This window comes from Halalkalirubrum salinum, assembly GCF_005543295.1.
Taxonomy (GTDB): domain Archaea; phylum Halobacteriota; class Halobacteria; order Halobacteriales; family Haloferacaceae; genus Halalkalirubrum; species Halalkalirubrum salinum.
The window spans coordinates 73,072-89,221 of the sequence record NZ_SRSG01000037.1 but is presented as its reverse complement, the minus strand read 5'-3'; the positions used below and the strand labels follow the sequence as shown (position 1 = coordinate 89,221).

General features: G+C 60.7%; 14 protein-coding genes. 7 read left to right on the top strand and 7 right to left on the bottom strand.

Annotated elements, in window-relative coordinates:
- The first annotated feature begins 21 nt into the window (after positions 1-21).
- The 5 genes from E5K03_RS12895 (at position 22) to rpl12p (ending at position 3,956) form a co-directional block, all read left to right on the top strand.
- Complete coding sequence (locus tag E5K03_RS12895) at positions 22-1,086, top strand: M20/M25/M40 family metallo-hydrolase (protein ID WP_138007227.1); 1,065 nt, start codon at positions 22-24, stop codon at positions 1,084-1,086.
- 141 nt (positions 1,087-1,227) lie between these two features.
- Positions 1,228-1,701, top strand: coding sequence for a 50S ribosomal protein L11 (locus E5K03_RS12890; RefSeq protein WP_137196167.1), 474 nt, complete (start codon positions 1,228-1,230; stop codon positions 1,699-1,701).
- Between the two features lie 207 nt (positions 1,702-1,908).
- Positions 1,909-2,547 (top strand): 50S ribosomal protein L1, encoded by a 639-nt coding sequence (locus tag E5K03_RS12885; RefSeq protein WP_138007226.1) that lies wholly within the window; start codon positions 1,909-1,911, stop codon positions 2,545-2,547.
- Positions 2,547-3,602: a 50S ribosomal protein L10 gene (locus E5K03_RS12880; protein WP_138007225.1), complete on the top strand. Its 1,056-nt coding sequence runs from the start codon at positions 2,547-2,549 to the stop codon at positions 3,600-3,602. The genes E5K03_RS12885 and E5K03_RS12880 overlap by 1 nt, the downstream gene beginning before the upstream one ends.
- Positions 3,603-3,626: 24 nt before the next feature.
- The gene (gene rpl12p, locus E5K03_RS12875; protein WP_138007224.1) at positions 3,627-3,956 is read left to right on the top strand and encodes a 50S ribosomal protein P1; all 330 of its coding nucleotides are present in this window, start codon (positions 3,627-3,629) and stop codon (positions 3,954-3,956) included.
- A 176-nt stretch (positions 3,957-4,132) separates the two neighbouring features.
- Here the strand turns inward: rpl12p and E5K03_RS12870 are convergent, their stop codons facing one another.
- From E5K03_RS12870 to E5K03_RS12850, 6 genes are all read right to left on the bottom strand, one after another.
- Positions 4,133-5,095 (bottom strand): sensor histidine kinase, encoded by a 963-nt coding sequence (locus E5K03_RS12870; protein WP_171006692.1) that lies wholly within the window; start codon positions 5,093-5,095, stop codon positions 4,133-4,135.
- Positions 5,096-5,159: 64 nt separating this feature from the next.
- Positions 5,160-6,086 (bottom strand): DUF5995 family protein, encoded by a 927-nt coding sequence (locus E5K03_RS17285; protein WP_171006691.1) that lies wholly within the window; start codon positions 6,084-6,086, stop codon positions 5,160-5,162.
- A gap of 61 nt (positions 6,087-6,147) precedes the next feature.
- Complete coding sequence (locus E5K03_RS12865; protein WP_138007222.1) at positions 6,148-8,154, bottom strand: SpoVR family protein; 2,007 nt, start codon at positions 8,152-8,154, stop codon at positions 6,148-6,150.
- Positions 8,155-8,193: 39 nt separating this feature from the next.
- Positions 8,194-9,510 carry a YeaH/YhbH family protein gene (locus E5K03_RS12860; protein WP_138007221.1) on the bottom strand — a complete coding sequence of 439 codons (1,317 nt, stop codon included), beginning with the start codon at positions 9,508-9,510 and terminating at the stop codon, positions 8,194-8,196.
- Positions 9,501-11,768 carry a PrkA family serine protein kinase gene (locus tag E5K03_RS12855; RefSeq protein WP_138007220.1) on the bottom strand — a complete coding sequence of 756 codons (2,268 nt, stop codon included), beginning with the start codon at positions 11,766-11,768 and terminating at the stop codon, positions 9,501-9,503. The genes E5K03_RS12860 and E5K03_RS12855 overlap by 10 nt, the downstream gene beginning before the upstream one ends.
- Before the next feature lie 12 nt (positions 11,769-11,780).
- A complete protein-coding gene (locus tag E5K03_RS12850; RefSeq protein ID WP_138007219.1) occupies positions 11,781-13,859 on the bottom strand; it encodes a PrkA family serine protein kinase in 2,079 nt (692 codons plus the stop codon).
- Between the two features lie 464 nt (positions 13,860-14,323).
- Between E5K03_RS12850 and E5K03_RS12845 the strand changes: the two genes are divergently transcribed.
- A complete protein-coding gene (locus E5K03_RS12845; RefSeq protein WP_138007218.1) occupies positions 14,324-14,713 on the top strand; it encodes a DUF5820 family protein in 390 nt (129 codons plus the stop codon).
- Between the two features lie 88 nt (positions 14,714-14,801).
- Positions 14,802-15,248 (top strand): UPF0179 family protein, encoded by a 447-nt coding sequence (locus tag E5K03_RS12840; RefSeq protein ID WP_138007217.1) that lies wholly within the window; start codon positions 14,802-14,804, stop codon positions 15,246-15,248.
- A 19-nt stretch (positions 15,249-15,267) separates the two neighbouring features.
- On the opposite strand, the gene E5K03_RS12835 is transcribed toward E5K03_RS12840, so the two are convergent.
- Positions 15,268-16,071, bottom strand: a complete 804-nt coding sequence (locus E5K03_RS12835) for a succinylglutamate desuccinylase/aspartoacylase domain-containing protein (protein WP_138007216.1) — start codon at positions 16,069-16,071, stop codon at positions 15,268-15,270.
- Positions 16,072-16,150: the final 79 nt, after the last annotated feature.

Genomic DNA, 16,150 nt, shown 5'->3' with positions numbered 1-16,150 from the left:
GTAAGCCAAACAGCTCTTTGTATGGACGACCGATCGCGGGCATTCCTCGAATCACTGTTAACCACGCCGAGTCCCTCCGGGTACGAAGCCGACGGCCAGCGCGTCTGGGTCGACCACGTCCGGGACTTCGCTGACGAGGTTCACACCGACGCGTACGGAAACACCGTCGCCGTCCACGAGGGTACCAACGATGCCCCGTCGATCGCCTTCTCCGGCCACGCAGACGAAATTGGGTTCATCGTTCGGGACATCCTTGACGATGGATATCTCCGACTGGGGATGATCGGCGGCTCCGATCGAACGGTCTCGAAGGGTCAACACGTGACCGTTCACGCGGCTGACGGGCCTGTGCAGGGGGTCATCGGCCAGACAGCGATCCACCTCCGTGAGAACGGTGACGAGGAGTACGAAGACATCGCCGAGCAGTTCGTCGACATCGGCGCGACAGACGAAGACGAGGCGGCCGATCTGGTCGAGGTTGGCGACCCGGTGACGTTTTCGACCGAACTGTTCGAGCTTCACGGCACTCGGCTGTCTGCCCGCGGGATGGACAACCGCGTCGGAACGTGGAGTGCCGCCGAGGGTCTGCGCCGTGCGGTCGAAGCTGACGTTGACGCGACTGTTTACGCGGTGAGCACCGTCCAGGAGGAGGTCGGAGTGCAGGGAGCAAAGATGATCGGCTACGAACTCGAACCAGACGCCGCGATCGCGATCGACGTGACCCACGCCACGGACAACCCCGACGTCCCAAGCAAACGGCGCGGACCGGTCAGCCTCGGTGATGGACCCGTGATCGGCCGCGGAAGCGCAAACCACCCGAACGTTGTCTCTGTGGCCCGCGAAGCCGCCAAATCTGCAGATATCGACGTCCAACTACAGGCCGCCGGTATTCGAACTGGAACTGATGCCGACGCGTTCTACACATCCCGCGGCGGGATTCCCTCGCTCAACATCGGGATCCCGAACCGCTACATGCACACGCCCGTTGAAGTGATTGATACCGAAGATCTCGACGCGGTCGCAGCGTTACTCGGGTCGATCGCCGAACGAGCGGGCGAAGTCGACTCGTTTGCGGTTGATATCTGAGCAGTTAGAAGCCGCCAGCCGACGCTTCGATCGATCTTGTAGTCGAGGCTTCGATCGCCCGACTTGTCCCGCCGTGACACCCCCCCACGTACCGCGCGGGAAAGAAAAACGGTTAAAACTCGTCGGGGATTCGAATACGGTATGGCTGGAACTATTGAAGTCCTCGTCCCTGGCGGGAAGGCCAACCCAGGCCCGCCGCTCGGTCCAGAACTTGGTCCGACGCCGGTGGACGTACAAGCCGTCGTACAGGAAATCAACGACGAAACTGCCGCCTTTGACGGGATGGAAGTCCCCGTCACCGTCGAGTACGATGACGACGGCTCGTTCTCGATCGAGGTGGGTGTCCCGCCGACCGCGGAGCTCATCAAAGACGAAGCTGGCTTCGACACCGGCAGCGGCGAACCGCAAAACGACTTCGTCGCTGACCTGTCGATCGAGCAGGTCAAAAAGATCGCCGAGCAGAAATCGAGCGACCTGCTCTCCTACGAGGTTAAAAACGCCGCCAAGGAGGTCGGTGGCACCTGCGTCACGCTCGGTGTGACGATCGAGGGCGAGGACGCGCGGACGTTCAAACAGCGCGTCGACGACGGCGAGTACGACGACGTCTTGGCGTAGTTCAACCTCGTTTTTTCCGACGATCGACGACCGCAAGCGATCGGTCGTTGCTCAATCGTGCGTGTCTCTCACACCCAACCGAATCAATCACGCACGAACGGACGCTTCGACGGTTTTAAGTCCGTCATCAGCCAGTTACCGATGAGACAGGCTACTCCCTGTTTCACTGACCCGTAGGAGCAACCTACGCGTACTACGGAGGTGAATATGGCAGACGACATAGCACAAGCGGTCACTCGCGCACTCGAGGACGCACCCGAGCGGAACTTCCGCGAAACGGTGGACCTCGCGATTAATCTGCGTGACCTAGACCTCAACGATCCGTCGAACCGTGTAGACGAGAGCATCGTGCTCCCGTCTGGCACCGGTCAAGACACCACGATCGTCGTCTTCGCCGAGGGCGAAACCGCCCTCAGAGCCGAAGACGTCGCCGATCAAGTACTCTCTTCAGACGACATTGAAGAGCTTGGTGACGACACCGATGCCGCAAAAGATCTCGCCGACGAAGCAGACTTCTTCGTCGCCGAGGCCCCACTGATGCAGGACATCGGCCGCTTCCTCGGGACCGTTCTCGGTCCGCGCGGGAAGATGCCGACGCCGCTGCAGCCCGACGACGACGTCGTCGAAACCGTCAATCAGATGAAAAGTACAGTCCAGGTTCGCTCGCGCGATCGCCGGACGTTCCACACCCGAGTTGGCGCTGACGACATGTCCGCCGAAGAGATCGCGGACAACATCGACGTCATCATCCGCCGGCTCGAAGCGGACCTCGAGAAAGGCCCGCTCAACATCGACAGCATCTACGTCAAGACGACGATGGGGCCCGCAGTCGAGGTGAGCGCCTAATGAGCGAAAGCCAGAGCGAATCAGTCCGCAAGACCGAAACAGTCCCACAGTGGAAACAAGCGGAGGTCGACAAACTCGTCGACTTCATCGAGGGATACAGCTCAGTCGGCATTGTCGGCGTGACTGGCATTCCGAGCCGCCAGCTGCAGTTGATGCGGAAAGATCTTCACGGCAGTGCCGCGATTCGGATGAGCCGAAACACGCTCGTTACCCGTGCGCTCGAGGAGATCGACGACGGCTACGAGCAACTGACCGACTTCATTGCCGGTCAGATCGCGCTCGTTGGCACCGACGCCAATCCATTCGGACTGTACAAAGAACTCGAGGCGTCGAAGACGCCTGCCCCGATCAACGCTGGCGAAGTCGCCCCAAACGACATCGTTATTCCTGAGGGCGACACCGGCGTCGATCCAGGACCGTTTGTCGGCGAACTCCAGCAGGTCGGCGCAGACGCGCGGATCCAGGACGGATCGATCCAGGTCATGTCCGACAGCCAGGTCCTCGACGAAGGCGAGGTCGTCTCTGAGGACCTTGCCGGCGTATTGAGTGAACTCGGCATCGAACCCAAAGAGGTCGGCCTCGACCTCAAGAGCGTGTTCTCCGAAGGCGTGTTGTTCTCGCCGGACGAACTCGCGATCGACGTCGACGAGTACCGCACCGACATCCAGTCGGCTGCTGCGGCCGCTCGCAACCTGTCGATCAACGCGGTCTACCCGACGACACGGACTGCCGGCGACATCGTCGCCAAGGCGTCCAACGAGGCCAAATCCGTCGCACTGCACGCGGCGATCGAGAGTCCGGACGTCATGCCAGACCTCATCACCAAGGCCGACGCACAACTTCGTGCGCTCGCTGCGGCGATCGACGACGAGGAGGCCCTGCCCGAAGAACTCCGCGGCGTCAAAGCCCCTGCGGCCTCGGCGGATGCCAACGAGGAGGAACAGCCTGATGAAGACGACACGACCGACGACGCGTCGGCCGATGACGCTGACGACGCTGATGACGACGATGACGGCGACGATGGCGCGGACGGCCTCGGCGCGATGTTCGGCTAACGACTACAATTTGGAGACACAACAATGGAATACGTATACGCAGCACTTATCCTGAACGAGACGGGCGAAGAGATCAACGAAGACAACCTCACCGCGGTGCTCGAAGCCGCCGGTGTCGATGTCGAAGAATCCCGCGTCAAGGCACTTGTCGCCGCGCTGGAGGACGTCGACATCGAAGAGGCGATCGAGACGGCCGCCGCAGTGCCTGCCGCTGGCGCTGCTCCCGCGGGCGATGCTGACGCTGCCGAGGACGACGGCGACGACGAGGCCGAGGAGGCCGACGCCGCCGAAGAGGAAGAAGACGAAGAAGACGAAGAGGCCAGCGGCGAGGGCCTCGGCTCGCTCTTCGGCTAACTCGGCGACGATCGCGTCGATCGACGCCCGGTAAATCCGTATTTTTTGTGGACCTGACCGACGAGCGACAGCACTGTCACCTTGCGTTGTGCGTGTTGCCGAGTCGAAACTCAGTCCTCGTCGAGCCGAAACTCAGTCCTCGTCGAGCCGAAACTCAGCCCTCGTCGAGTCGAAACTCAGTCTTGGAGGAGCTTTGGAACGGTAGCCTCTGCAGACACTTGCTGTGTCATCCCAACAACCCGTGACTCCGCATCGGTCGGAAACTCCAGTATGGTCACGGTCCCTTCTTCGGCGTCATCGAACGATAGCGACCCACCGTGACGCTCACAGATCCACTTCACGAGCCACAATCCAATGCTGCTCGCGTGAGTGAGTGCGGTTTCTTCGCCTGCCAGGATCGGTTCAATCTCCCCGGCAGGGATCCCTGGACCGCTGTCTGCGACGACGACCTGAAACCCGATCGACGACGGCTCGATTTTGATCGTCATTCCGTTTTCGACTGCTTCGCCGTGTTCGATCGCGTTGTCGAGTACCTCTCCGACGGCCCGATGGATGACTTCGTCGCCGACGATCCATGCGGACTCCGGAAGCGAGGTTTCGATCTCGATCTCTGGATGTGTGTGTCGAACCCGCGCCACGTTCGCTTCAACGATCGAGACAAGATCTGTCGAATCACTATTCGCGCTTGGATCGACATCTTCGATGAGTTTCAGCTTCTCACAGATCGACACAAGGCTCTCAGACTGGGTGTGAATGATCGCCGATTGTCTCTTCATCTGTCCGCTACCAGTGCGCTCGTAGAGTTCGCGAGCGTGGCCCTCAATCACATTCAACGTGTTTCTGACGTTGTGTCTGAACACCCGTTGTAATACCTGAAGCTGCTGATTTGATGCGCTGAGGCGAGCCTGCGTGGACTGGATCTGTCTCCGGTGCGCTGCCGAGAGCAGATATATCAACAGTGCCGAAAACAACACGAACACCCATCCTTTGAGAAGTGCACCCGGCGCCGGAGCGTACGTCGCACCCGTCAGCGCTGCGAGTGCAGCATCTGTTACCGGAATCCAGATTATCCCGAACAGGAGATACGCGATCGCTATTCGAAGCGGGGACAGCGACCGTATCGGTTCTGGGAGGGCCATCCGTCTACTCCCTCGTCCCTCTCTGGTATAAATTTGTGTCCGGATGGCCTGGATTTGGGTGTCCTCAGCGCCGCGTACTGCTGGCTCGCACCCGATTGTGGAAGTCGATCGCAAAGCCTCCAAGTTCGAACTCGTCGGCTTCGACGCGCCGAAGTGCAGCCATTGCCTCCAGGCTCGCAAGCGGCGCACGCAGCGAATAGGCGCCGCCAGTTGCGGTCCGAGAGAGTAGCCGCTCGACGCCGGCATCGAGTAACGGTGACGACCAATCAGCTCTCACGATCGCTGCCCGCCAGGCGAACTCGCGGGCGCGTTCTAAGGCCTCGGTAGACCATCGCTCGTCTCGCCCCCCGAGTCCGTGGCCGATTCGCGAGAGTCCGGGGGCATACGTATCTGCGAGTAACTCGCGTTGAACGGCCACGAGGCGGGTCAATACCCCGTCGATGCGGCGGTGATCGGCGTACTTTCGGCCTCGGTCGGGACGCGTTCCGACATCTGAAACTGTCAACGCAAGATCGTACAGGATGTGAGCGTTGATTCCGAGGAACGCGTCTTGCAGAATCAGTGCATCTCCTCGATGTGCCGTGCCGAAAGCGACGAGCCACGGGTCCGGAACCGCGGCCATCGACCCACGTTCGAACGCGAGAAACGCCCGTCGATAGTACTCTGCGAAGCAAATGAGATATCGTCGCATCCAAACAGCATCGTTAAACTCACCGGCGTCGATCGCAGCAGTCGTCTCGGCAGTCATCTCCGTGTAGACGGTGAGAAAGACGGCTCTGCGATCGTCGCGATCGAGTAGGTGCGATTCGAGCCGGCCGAGTCGATCTTGGACATCCTCGACATCATCGAACGGCTTCGCCACGATCGCGACCGTCTCCGGATCTGGGTCAGTCTCAACCGCGAAGGACTTCGGTGATCGGCCGAAGCTATACCGAAGTCGTCGAAGGGTGTGGCGATCAAAAACGAGCCCGATCGCCGATTCTCGCAACATCGACTGCGATTTGTCGCCGGATGGCTTGAACGTTCTCGGCTGTAACGAGGGGTGAGGACGATCAGGCCAGCCAGTCGTCCGGTTTTGTGTCGTAATCGACGTCAGTCGCTTCGATCGCCTCGGTCAGCCCCGGCGGCAGGTCGTGTTCGGTCACCGACTCGCCGTCGTAGCGGAGGCGGACGCCAACCTCGGTTCCTTCCGGCTCCTGCCTGCGGCGTCGAGCCACCTCGAGTTCATGGTCGTCGTACTCGACGCGGATCGTCATCAGATTCACCGGTCGACCCCACAGCTCGAATACCCGTTCGAGGACGGCTTTCGCCTGTCCCTCGTCCAGGGCGACGCCGTTGTACTGGTGGCCGAGCAGCAACTCCCCGCGGTTGTCGAAGTTGCCGTCGTAGACGGCGATCGTCGGCTTGCCGAAGTTGGTGAACTGCAACAGGAGCTTCTTTTTGACGTCCGCAGCGTCGACGCTCGCAACGCGGTACTCGCCGGCTGCCTGGGAGTACTCGTAGGTGAAGTAGTTGTTCGAGTCGACGAACTCGGGCGTCAAGAACGAGTCGATGAACGTGATGTCGTTGTGGCTTTCTCGAACGTCGCGCATGGTCTCCCAGCCGGCGGTGTAGGGGATGTCTTCGAGCGCCGCTTCGATCGAGCCGTACCGATCGTCGTCGAACATGTAGCGAGCGCGCCGTTCGAGCGCTTCACGGCTGATCGACTCGACAAACCGACGGTATTGGCGCTTTGCGAGCGAGTAGTGTCGCTCGGCCAGCCCCTCGTAGGTCAATGCAAACCACGGGTAGCGATCGAGATCGACCTCGCCCACCTGGGCGGCGGCGACCCCCTCGGGATCGAAGCGCTCGTCACCCGCCTCGACGCGGGCGGTCAACTCGTCGATATCCTCGGCGGTGAGTCCAGCGACGAGCGGATCGGGTGCGAGCGCGGCCCCGACGGCCTCGAAGTCGATCGCGTCGTGGAAGTTTCGCCACGTCACTCCCTCGATCCGGAGGAGCCGATCGACGACCTCCGCGCGGTTGGCGGTGTTTTCGACGTGTTCCCACAGCTGCTTGCCGAGCTTGTAGGGATTCAGTCCTGGCGAGCCGAGCACCCGCGCCTGGTGGTCCGCGTACGTGAGGAACTCGTCGTCGCCGGCGAAACGCTCGTCGCCCATCATGAGCGACTCCCAGTAGGCAGCCCACCCCTCGTTCATCACCTTCGTCATCTTCTGAGCGGCGAAGTAGTACGCCTCCTCGCGAAGCCGATCGACCACATCTGTCGCCCACGACTCACGCTCGACGGCCTTGTCTCGGTCGTCGTCGTACGCCATCCCGTGATCGCGCAGATACGCCAACAGATCGCGCTCTGGGTTCTCGAGGGATGGATCGTCCAGTCCATCCTCACGGGAATCGAGCCACTCATCGGTGAATACGTGTTGGCGGACGTCCTCCGAGAGTCCGAGATCATCGAGCCTGTCGGCGATATCGTCGAGATCGCGATCGTCATCTCCTCGCTCGTCGGTCAACGTTCGGTGCTGGTCGATCGTATCCTCTAAGCACAACACCGCGTCGATGATCCGCTCGACCTCAGTGCGATCGATCTCGGGGTCGTTCATGTAGTCGTCGATTGAGTCTGCGTGACGCTCTAACATCGCCGCAGCGTCCGGCTCACCGACCTCGCCACGATCGCTGTAGAGGCCGAACCACGCGTTGTTCGCAAAGAAGTCCGCGTGCGCTTCGACGTGGGTGATGACGGCCTTTTGATCGGCCATCGAGTTCGACTCCTGTAAGAACGCGTGGGAGGGGTTGTCGTTGTTGACGATCTCGAAGGCTTTGCCCATCCCAAACTGGTCCTGTTTTTGTTGGCGATCGTAGGCCATCCCCCAGCGCCAGTGCGGATATCGCCGCTGGAAGCCGCCGTAGGCGATCAGCTCGTTCATCTCGTCGTGATCGACGATCCAGTAGTTCACCGGATACGGATCGAGTCCGAGACGGATCGCAAGCTGTCTGGCCCGATCGACGGGCTCTTCGAGCGCCGTCGCAGTCTTTCGTGCGAGCTGTCGTTCGTCTTTCATGCTGGCCTCAACTGTCTGTTTTGTCGGGTACGCTGTGGGTCACTCATCGTCGGATGCCTCCGTGCTGAGAATACTGTAAATCGCGTCCATCACGTCCTCTGGGTCGCTCACCCGAGTTACGGCGACGTTGTCGCCGCCGCCGAAGTGCCGTTCGAGTTCCTCGGCATGCGTGGCGTTGATCGCCGCGCCGCCGGGTTGGGTTTCGACGTACGCGTGGAGGTTCGCGTCGATCTCCTCCATGAGCGGGATCACCGCGTCCGTCGTGTCGTTCGAGGAGTTCTCTGAGTCCCCGGCGGCGAAGACATAGCGGTTCCACTCGTTGAACGGGTACGCCTCTAAGATCTCGGCGGCGAGTTCGTACGCCGAGGAGATTCGGGTCCCGCCGCCCGATCGAATCCCAAAGAACTCCGATCGCTCGACCTCCCACGCCTCGGCGTCGTGGGCAATGTAGTGGAATTCGGCATTGTCGTACTTGCCGGTGAGGTACCAATCCAGCGGCGTCAGGGTCCGCTCGACGAGCTCCCGTTTCGTCTCACGCATCGATCCTGACACGTCGCGGATGTTGACGACGACCACGTTCTTTTGTTTTTTCTCGATGATCTCCGGGTAGCGGAACCGCTCGTCCTGGCGTCTGAACGGAATCTCCTTTAGTCCTTCTCGGCGGAGTCGACGGATCGTTGGCTCGCGATCGACGTTGGCTTCGACGGCCTCGAAACTCTCCCACGTTCCGAGTTCGTCGGCAGGAATCTCCTGGGCAGCCGTTTCGATCCACGACATCGACACCGGGATGTTCTGCGATCGAGCCCACTCGTACACATCTCGCGGTGTGGCCCCCTCGACTTTGAGCCCCTCGCGGACGTAGTCCTCGTCAAAGTCCATCGCGAGCTTGCGCTTTAGCCCGCGTTTGAACAGCGTCTCGAAATCGAGGGTCCCGCGTGGCCCGGTCCGGGTGATGTCGGTGAAGTCGCCTTCGATCTCTTCGATCACCCGCTTTCCTTTCGGTTCGAGATCCAACCCGAGTTCGTCATCCAGCGCCTCGGCGAACTCTTCGGGGTCCATCTCGTAGTATTCGTGATCAGCGCCCTCCTCGCCTGGCTCGCCGTCTTCATCGCCATCGCCGGGCTCGGGCGGTCCCACCGGCTGGCCCGGTTCTGGTGTCCCGCCCTGTCCTTGGCCGACGCCGCCCATCGATCGCTTGTCGTAGGCGAACTCCGGGAGATCGACGATCTTGATCGGAATCTGGACGCGATTGGGGTTCGAGCCGCCGAGATCGCCGTAGCTAATGAACTCCGAGAGGTCCTGTCTGCGCGTTTCGCCCACGTCTTTGAATCGTTCGAGATCTTCTCTCAATCCCATCTGTGTTGCACCTCCCGCATCACGCGGCGGGTCGTCAGCTCTGCGGAGGCCGGCGAGTAGCCGTATTCCTCTCCGCAGAGCCGCTCGATCGTCGCTTCTTTCAGCCGCTCGGTTTCGGTCCCCTCTGGGGGATCTTCCCACTGTCGTGGATCGAAATCCTCGAAGAGCCGCTTGATGTCATCCCAGTCGTGGGTGTTGAGCACCGCTTTGATCACTGGGATCGATCGCAGATCGATGTCTTCAACGGCGAATCCTTCGTCGCGGTTCTCCCACGCGTAGCGGTTCAACGCGGTGATCACCTTCTCCTGGCGGAACGACTCGACCGCTGGGGACGGCGTTGTCCCGCGGTAGTGGTCCTCCGAGAAGCGCCCGAGGTGTTCGGTTTCGAAGAGCTTCATGACGAGCGGATCGGGATCGATTGTTCCGTGGACGGTTTCGATCTCTCCGCCGCTGTCCCACGCGAAGACGTGTTCGACGTACTCGGTGACCGTTTCTTCGGCGACCTGCTTTTCGGCCAACAGTGCGTCCAAGACATCTGCTTCCTGTTCGGTCAGGATCTGGTCTTTCACGACAGACACGCGATTTTCGTACTCTGCTGCCTCCGCTCGCGAGAAGACCGGCGCCGCCGAGAGCCCTTCAGCCATCGCGTTCAACACGTCCGAGGGAAGGAGCACCTCTTCGACTGGGAGTTCTGGATGCGATCGCTCGGTATCTGTGTGCAACAGATCAGCGATCACGTCGCGGGTGTAGGTCACCGGGATTCCGTTGCGGCCGTCTTCGGCCGTCGAAAGATCGAGTTCCTCGACGGAAATCCGTTCGTCGCCAGATTGGAGATACCCCTGTTCGAAGGCAATCGCCTTGTCGACGAGGGTTCGGTCGCTCGGCAGCGAGTCCGCGTCCAGCCGCGTCACCACGCTGTACATCGCCGCGGCACTAATCGTGTGCGGCGCAAGCTCGCGCGTCCGGACGACGCCGTCCTGTCCGCGGACCGGAATTTCGATCGCGGTGCGAACCTTTTGATCGACTGTTTCTGGCTCCAGTTGGCCCCACACGGTCGTTTCGCCGGTCAGCTCTCGGTAGATGAGTTCTGTCTCCAGTCGTCGATTCGTCAGATAGCGGAACTCGTGACGATCGAGCCGCCGCTTGAGCGCCTTCAGCGGATCGTGGCCGTTGCGATCGGAGAACTGGTCTAACTCGACATCCAGATCGGGATTCGAAATGATGATGAGCTGACTGTCGATGTCCATCCCGATTCCCTTGTCCAACTTGACGCGCCGATCGTCGGGGACGTTGAGCAGCTTTCGGAGGAGATCGGCGTGCTGGCTCGCGTCCTCGACGATCGTGAGCAGGCCGTTGCCCTGTGAGAGCACCCCGTCGTAGCTGAACGCCTGTGGGTTCTTTCGGCCACGTGAGTCGAGTTCCCGAAGCATCCCGGGCATCCACGAGCCGACGAGCCGCTCTTTCGGCGAGCCGTCGTCTTCGGCGTGTAAGATGCCGATTCCTCGGCCGGTGTCGACCACGTAATTCGTCACCCGAAGGTGACTCTCGTCGGTGATCGCCGAAAACAGATCTCGGCGACCCTCCTTCCGGTAGCGATCCTCGAGATACGAATACGCCTCGCGGCTGAACGGGTCAAGCTCGGATTCGACTCGAATCGGGACCGAATCAGCGCTCGTGTCGTTGATATCTTCGACGATTGACTCCCGAACCGACCGGGGAAACACACTGAGTGGATGGGTCTGCACCGGGCTTCGATACCACTCGTCGTCGTCGGTCGCTTCGATCCCGTAGCTCAGGCTGTTGCCGTCCGTCCCGGAGATGTTCCACTCCAGCGTGTAGCGTCGGCCTGCCTCGGTCTTCGAGTACTCTCTGAGCCCGTTGATCAGACAGCGTTTCAGCTCTGATTTCCCGGTCGCGGTTGGGCCATCGAACCACAGGAGCTTCTCGGCTTTTCCGCGATCGGCCGCGATCGTTCGCAGGTCGTCGACGAACGCATTGAGTACCGCCGTGTTGCCCAAGATTGCGTGTTCGCCGTCGTTGTGTGGGTCATCGAAAAAGCGGTAGCGCTCGCGCTCTTCGCCCTCCTCGATGACGGTTCGGGTTTCCATTGAGGCGATCGCGTTGAGGAGGTACTTGCTCGCGTGCGCGGCGATCGAGGGTGATTCCATCGCAGCCTCGACGTACTCCGCGAGCGTCATCGGCTCCTCGTAGGCCGAACGAACCGCCTCGTCGGCTGCTCGGATGAACTTTTCAGTCATTGCTCAAACGCCTCACTCCTCGCCTTCGAGTTCGCTTTTGGCCACCTCTGCGCCAGCGAACTCGAGCACCTCTTTGGCACCATCAGTAGAGTAGCCACGCTCTTCGAGCGCGTCGATCCAGGCGCTGCGCTCGTCGTCGCCGAGTTCGCCCGCCGACACCAGCGCAGAGAAGTTGATATTGTGTTTTTTGTCTTCCCAGAGTTTTCGCTCCAGGGCACGGCGGAGACGATCGTTGTCCTGTGGATTGAACGACGTCCCCTCGCGGGCGCGCCGGGAGACCCAGTTGGAGACCTCCTGGCGGAAGTCGTCCTTGCGATCGCTCGGCACGTCGAGTTTCTCCTCAACCGATCGTAGGAACGTCTCGTCTGGTTCCTGTTCGCGGCCAGTCAGGCGGTCTTCGACAGTTGCGTCGTCGATGTACGCCATGACGTGATCCATGTACTTTTCTCCCTGTCGCTGGATCTCATCGAGATCGTACGCCAGCGCGTGGCGGACGTCCTCGATCGCCCGATCACGGTACTCCTCGCGGACGAACTCGAGGTAGCGCTCGTAGCGCTCGATGTTCTCTTCGGGGATCGACCCGTGGTTTTCGAGGTTCGCCTCGAAGTGTCTGAACACTGCCAGCGGCGAGAGATACGATCGGCCGCGGTGGGTCGAATCCATGATCGCTTCGGCGATCTCGTCGCCGATGAACCGCGCGGAGACGCCGTCCATCCCCTCGGCAATGTCTGCACGCGCCTCGCCGTCTTCGCGGAGCTTTTTGACGTCGATGTCGTCGGTGTCGTCGATCTCGCCGTTGTACGCCTTCGCCTTCTGGACGAGCGTGACTGCGTCGTCCGAGGGTTCGATGATCCGGGTGAGCACGCCGAAGAGCCCGGCCATCTCGAGGGTGTGCGGTTCGATGTTCATATCGGGGACGTCGGCGTTCCGGAGCATCTTGCGGTAGATTTCGGCTTCCTGTTCGTACTCGAGGACGTACGGATAGTCGATCCGCTTGGTCCGGTCGTTGAACGCCTCCATCTTCTCGTCGCCTTTCTTTTCGCGGTACTCGGGCATGTTCGTCCGGCCAACAATCACCTGATCGATGTCGATCCGGGGATTTTGTTTCGGCTTGATCGTCCCTTCCTGAGAGGCGTGTAAGAAGTCATAGAGGAACTCTCGCTGGAGTTTCAACAGTTCTTCGCCGGAGAATATCCCTCTGTTGGCGTTACAAAATGCCCCCGAGTAGTCGAATGCCCGCGGGTCGCTCTCGCCGTAGATCGCGAGCTTCGAGTAGTTCACGTCGCCGGTGAGTTCGGTTTCATCCTGGTTTTTCTTGTCTTTGGGCTCGAACGTCTCGATGCACTCACGGCGGTTCTCGCTGGCGACGAGCCGGACGATCTCGATGTGGTTTTCCAGGACGGCCTGCAGGTCGTCGTCGTACTGTGCGAGCAGGCGGTCCATGTAGAACTCGCTGGCAGGATCGAGATGCTGTTCGTTTCTGATCGTGTAAGGTGCCTCGAGTCGTTCGTTGAGCTCTTCGATCACCGAGTCGCGCTGTTGCTGTGGCAGGAGGACGATCGGATCCTGATTCATCGGCGATTGCACGGTGTCATCGCTTGGATCCTGATCGCGGATCACGTCCCCGAGGTTTGTCCACCGGAAGGTGTACATCCGTCCGGCTTCGCTTCGCGTGTAATCCTCGAAGTACCGGCGGACAAGCCAGTCGAAATGTGACTTACCCGATCCAACCGGCCCTAACAGCAGCTTGATGCGCTTTTCTGGGCCGAGTCCGCGGGCGCCGGATTTGACCTTGTTGACGAACTCGTGGATCGATTCGTGGACTTCACGGCCGTAGAAGACGTTTTCTCCGTCGTGTAGCGGATCCTCGGCGCCCATGCGGTACTCCACGACGCCGGCATCTTCGTCGTAGTCGGTGCCGTAGTGGTCAAACATGTCCGCGACGCGCTGGTGAGCGTTGCGGGCAATCTTTGGATCGCGGGCGAGCTCCGAGAGGTACCACTCGAAGGAGTGGGCCTGCCGGAGATCTTCCGGAACCGACGCTCTGTACGCCTGGCTGAGATCTTCGAGACTTCGAATGTCGTTGCTCATTGTATCACTGGTCTCTGCGACGATCGGCGACCTGTGTCGCCGCGCTGTCGCGGGTGTGCCCGGACGATCCGCTCGCTTCCGGCGGGACCATCAGCCGTTTGCGGTCGGTTCGTTCCTGACATGTGAAGACATACCAATCCTAGCGTGATCAACGGTCGACATCAACGACAAAGACAGCGGGGAACGACACGATCACGCGGAGAGCGTATGACTGTATGCGGCGTATGACCCGAGGCTATATAAGTTTCCTGCCGTCCACCTATATATACATATCGTAATAGACCATACACCTAGTACAAAAACACATCTACGGTACCGAATTGATACGCCTTCACACAGTCGTTCTTTCGGCGGTATTTATATACTATCCGTCAAATCGACGGTGCAGTAGCTGCCAGCCGAAAACGTTGGAACTCCCAACCCGAATCCGATCGCTTAGGCCGATCGAGGCCAAAGCGGCAGGTATGAACGACGAGACACTTCCCGAGGGGTGGCGGCTGTGGAACGAAGAGCCCGAGGGGCGGGTCATTCTTGCGTACCGGCCAGATATTTTCAGCGGCGATGCGTTCGATTCGGCGTGTCTGCCGACGATCTACGTGACCAACGGCTCGCCGCGTCGCCGACCCGGCGCAGGATCGGTGCAGACCGATACCTGGCGGGTAATCCTGTTTACTGAACCCGACATCGAGGTCGAAACCGAAGCGTTCGATTCGCGAGCGGCGGCGATCGACGGCGCGCGATCGATCGCCGAGCGGTTCGCAACCGGGGCGATCGACTACCGGGCGGCGTATCAGGTCCCCCGAGAGGCGTACTTCGATCGGCTCGACGAACTCACTGGTCACGAAGAGACCTGAGGCTGGACAGCTGATCACCTACCGCTCACATTGACAGACTAACCGAGAGGGCGAACGACTTAACGGAGCAACCGTCCTACGGATCGATATGTCCACCGTCACACTCATTGGAACCCGCCTCGCCGAGCCTGACACCGAGTTCGTCTACGAGGGAGAATCGCCGGCCTGTGAAGGGTGTCCGTATCGGAGCCAGTGTCTCAACCTCACAGAGGGGAGGCGCTATCGCGTCACTGATGTCAGGGAGAATGCGCAGACGCTCGACTGCGCAGTCCACGACACTGGCGTCAGGGCTGTGGAGGTTGAGCCGGTCGCAATCCACGCGAACGTCCCATCTCGTGGAGCGTTCGCCGGAAGCAAAGCCTCGCTTGCGGGTCCCTGTCCGCACGTCGACTGCCCAAGTCACGAATACTGTGTCCCGGAGGGGGCCTCATTCGACGAGGAGTACCGAATCTCGGCGGTTGTCGGCGATCCCCCACACGAATACTGTTATCTCGATCGATCGCTCACCCTCGTCGAGCTTTCACCAGAAGAGTGACCCACCCAACGATCGCTGCTCACTCGACTGTCCCGGCTCGCTGCGAAATATACCCGAAGATCGATTGGTAGCCGTACGGCGACAATAACACCGGATAGAACGGCCGATCAGCGACAAGCGTCTCTCCGTCCACAGACGCGAACGCCTGGCCGGCGTCGACCTTCCGAAAGTTCTTCGCGAAGACCTCGTAGTGGTCGCCGTCGGGTTTCGGGATCGGCGCTTCGAGGCGGAACACCTCTACCTCCTCGCGGTCGGGGAGCTCGAAGCGGGTTTCTGCGGGATCGATCGGACACACCCCTGTGGCCGCAAGGAACGCGCGCACGAGGTCATAGCCGTTTTCGACAGCTGCGTCCGAGCCCTGCAGCCCACACTCGACTTCGATCGTGTGGGGGTACTCGATCAGCCGTCCGTCGGTGTGTTCGTCGGTTTCGATGATCACGTCGACCGGGAGCCGTGGGTAGATCGCTCGTGCGACCTCGTCAACAGATTTGATCACGCCGATCGGAGCGGCGTACGACTGCGTCGAGTGGAGTGCAAGGGTGGTACAGCCTTGGATCTCGCGGGCGACGTCGTGTGCGAGCCGAATCTCGTGTACTGGTGACTCAGGATCGCCCGGGAACGCCCGGTTGAGATCTGCCTCGAGATACCGGACGTTCTCGGCGAGCGCTTCCTCGTTGGCAATAATGAACTTGACCGGCCGCTCGACAGCTGGTTCGTCGGCGAGCACCCGCTCAATCGCGAGCGGACCACACGGCTCGTCGCCGTGAATACCGCCGACGACCGCAACCTCGGGGGTGCCCTCCCCGAGCTCGATGACTTCCATATACCGTGTCCATGGGCTCCGTGCATTTGAGAAAATCGATCGCTTGGTCACAGACGGGGACGATCGACGACCAGCCATC

Excerpts from the sequence above, each read along its gene's own strand:
- E5K03_RS12860 (WP_138007221.1), bottom strand. The coding sequence starts at position 9,510 with ATGGGATTGAGAGAAGATCTCGAACGATTCAAAGACGTGGGCGAAACG.
- E5K03_RS12880 (WP_138007225.1), top strand. The coding sequence starts at position 2,547 with ATGAGCGAAAGCCAGAGCGAATCAGTCCGCAAGACCGAAACAGTCCCA.
- E5K03_RS12835 (WP_138007216.1), bottom strand. The coding sequence starts at position 16,071 with ATGGAAGTCATCGAGCTCGGGGAGGGCACCCCCGAGGTTGCGGTCGTC.
- E5K03_RS12870 (WP_171006692.1), bottom strand. The coding sequence starts at position 5,095 with ATGGCCCTCCCAGAACCGATACGGTCGCTGTCCCCGCTTCGAATAGCG.
- E5K03_RS12850 (WP_138007219.1), bottom strand. The coding sequence starts at position 13,859 with ATGAGCAACGACATTCGAAGTCTCGAAGATCTCAGCCAGGCGTACAGA.
- E5K03_RS12845 (WP_138007218.1), top strand. The coding sequence starts at position 14,324 with ATGAACGACGAGACACTTCCCGAGGGGTGGCGGCTGTGGAACGAAGAG.
- E5K03_RS12840 (WP_138007217.1), top strand. The coding sequence starts at position 14,802 with ATGTCCACCGTCACACTCATTGGAACCCGCCTCGCCGAGCCTGACACC.
- rpl12p (WP_138007224.1), top strand. The coding sequence starts at position 3,627 with ATGGAATACGTATACGCAGCACTTATCCTGAACGAGACGGGCGAAGAG.
- E5K03_RS12890 (WP_137196167.1), top strand. The coding sequence starts at position 1,228 with ATGGCTGGAACTATTGAAGTCCTCGTCCCTGGCGGGAAGGCCAACCCA.
- E5K03_RS12895 (WP_138007227.1), top strand. The coding sequence starts at position 22 with ATGGACGACCGATCGCGGGCATTCCTCGAATCACTGTTAACCACGCCG.
- E5K03_RS12885 (WP_138007226.1), top strand. The coding sequence starts at position 1,909 with ATGGCAGACGACATAGCACAAGCGGTCACTCGCGCACTCGAGGACGCA.
- E5K03_RS12855 (WP_138007220.1), bottom strand. The coding sequence starts at position 11,768 with ATGACTGAAAAGTTCATCCGAGCAGCCGACGAGGCGGTTCGTTCGGCC.
- E5K03_RS12865 (WP_138007222.1), bottom strand. The coding sequence starts at position 8,154 with ATGAAAGACGAACGACAGCTCGCACGAAAGACTGCGACGGCGCTCGAA.
- E5K03_RS17285 (WP_171006691.1), bottom strand. The coding sequence starts at position 6,086 with ATGTTGCGAGAATCGGCGATCGGGCTCGTTTTTGATCGCCACACCCTT.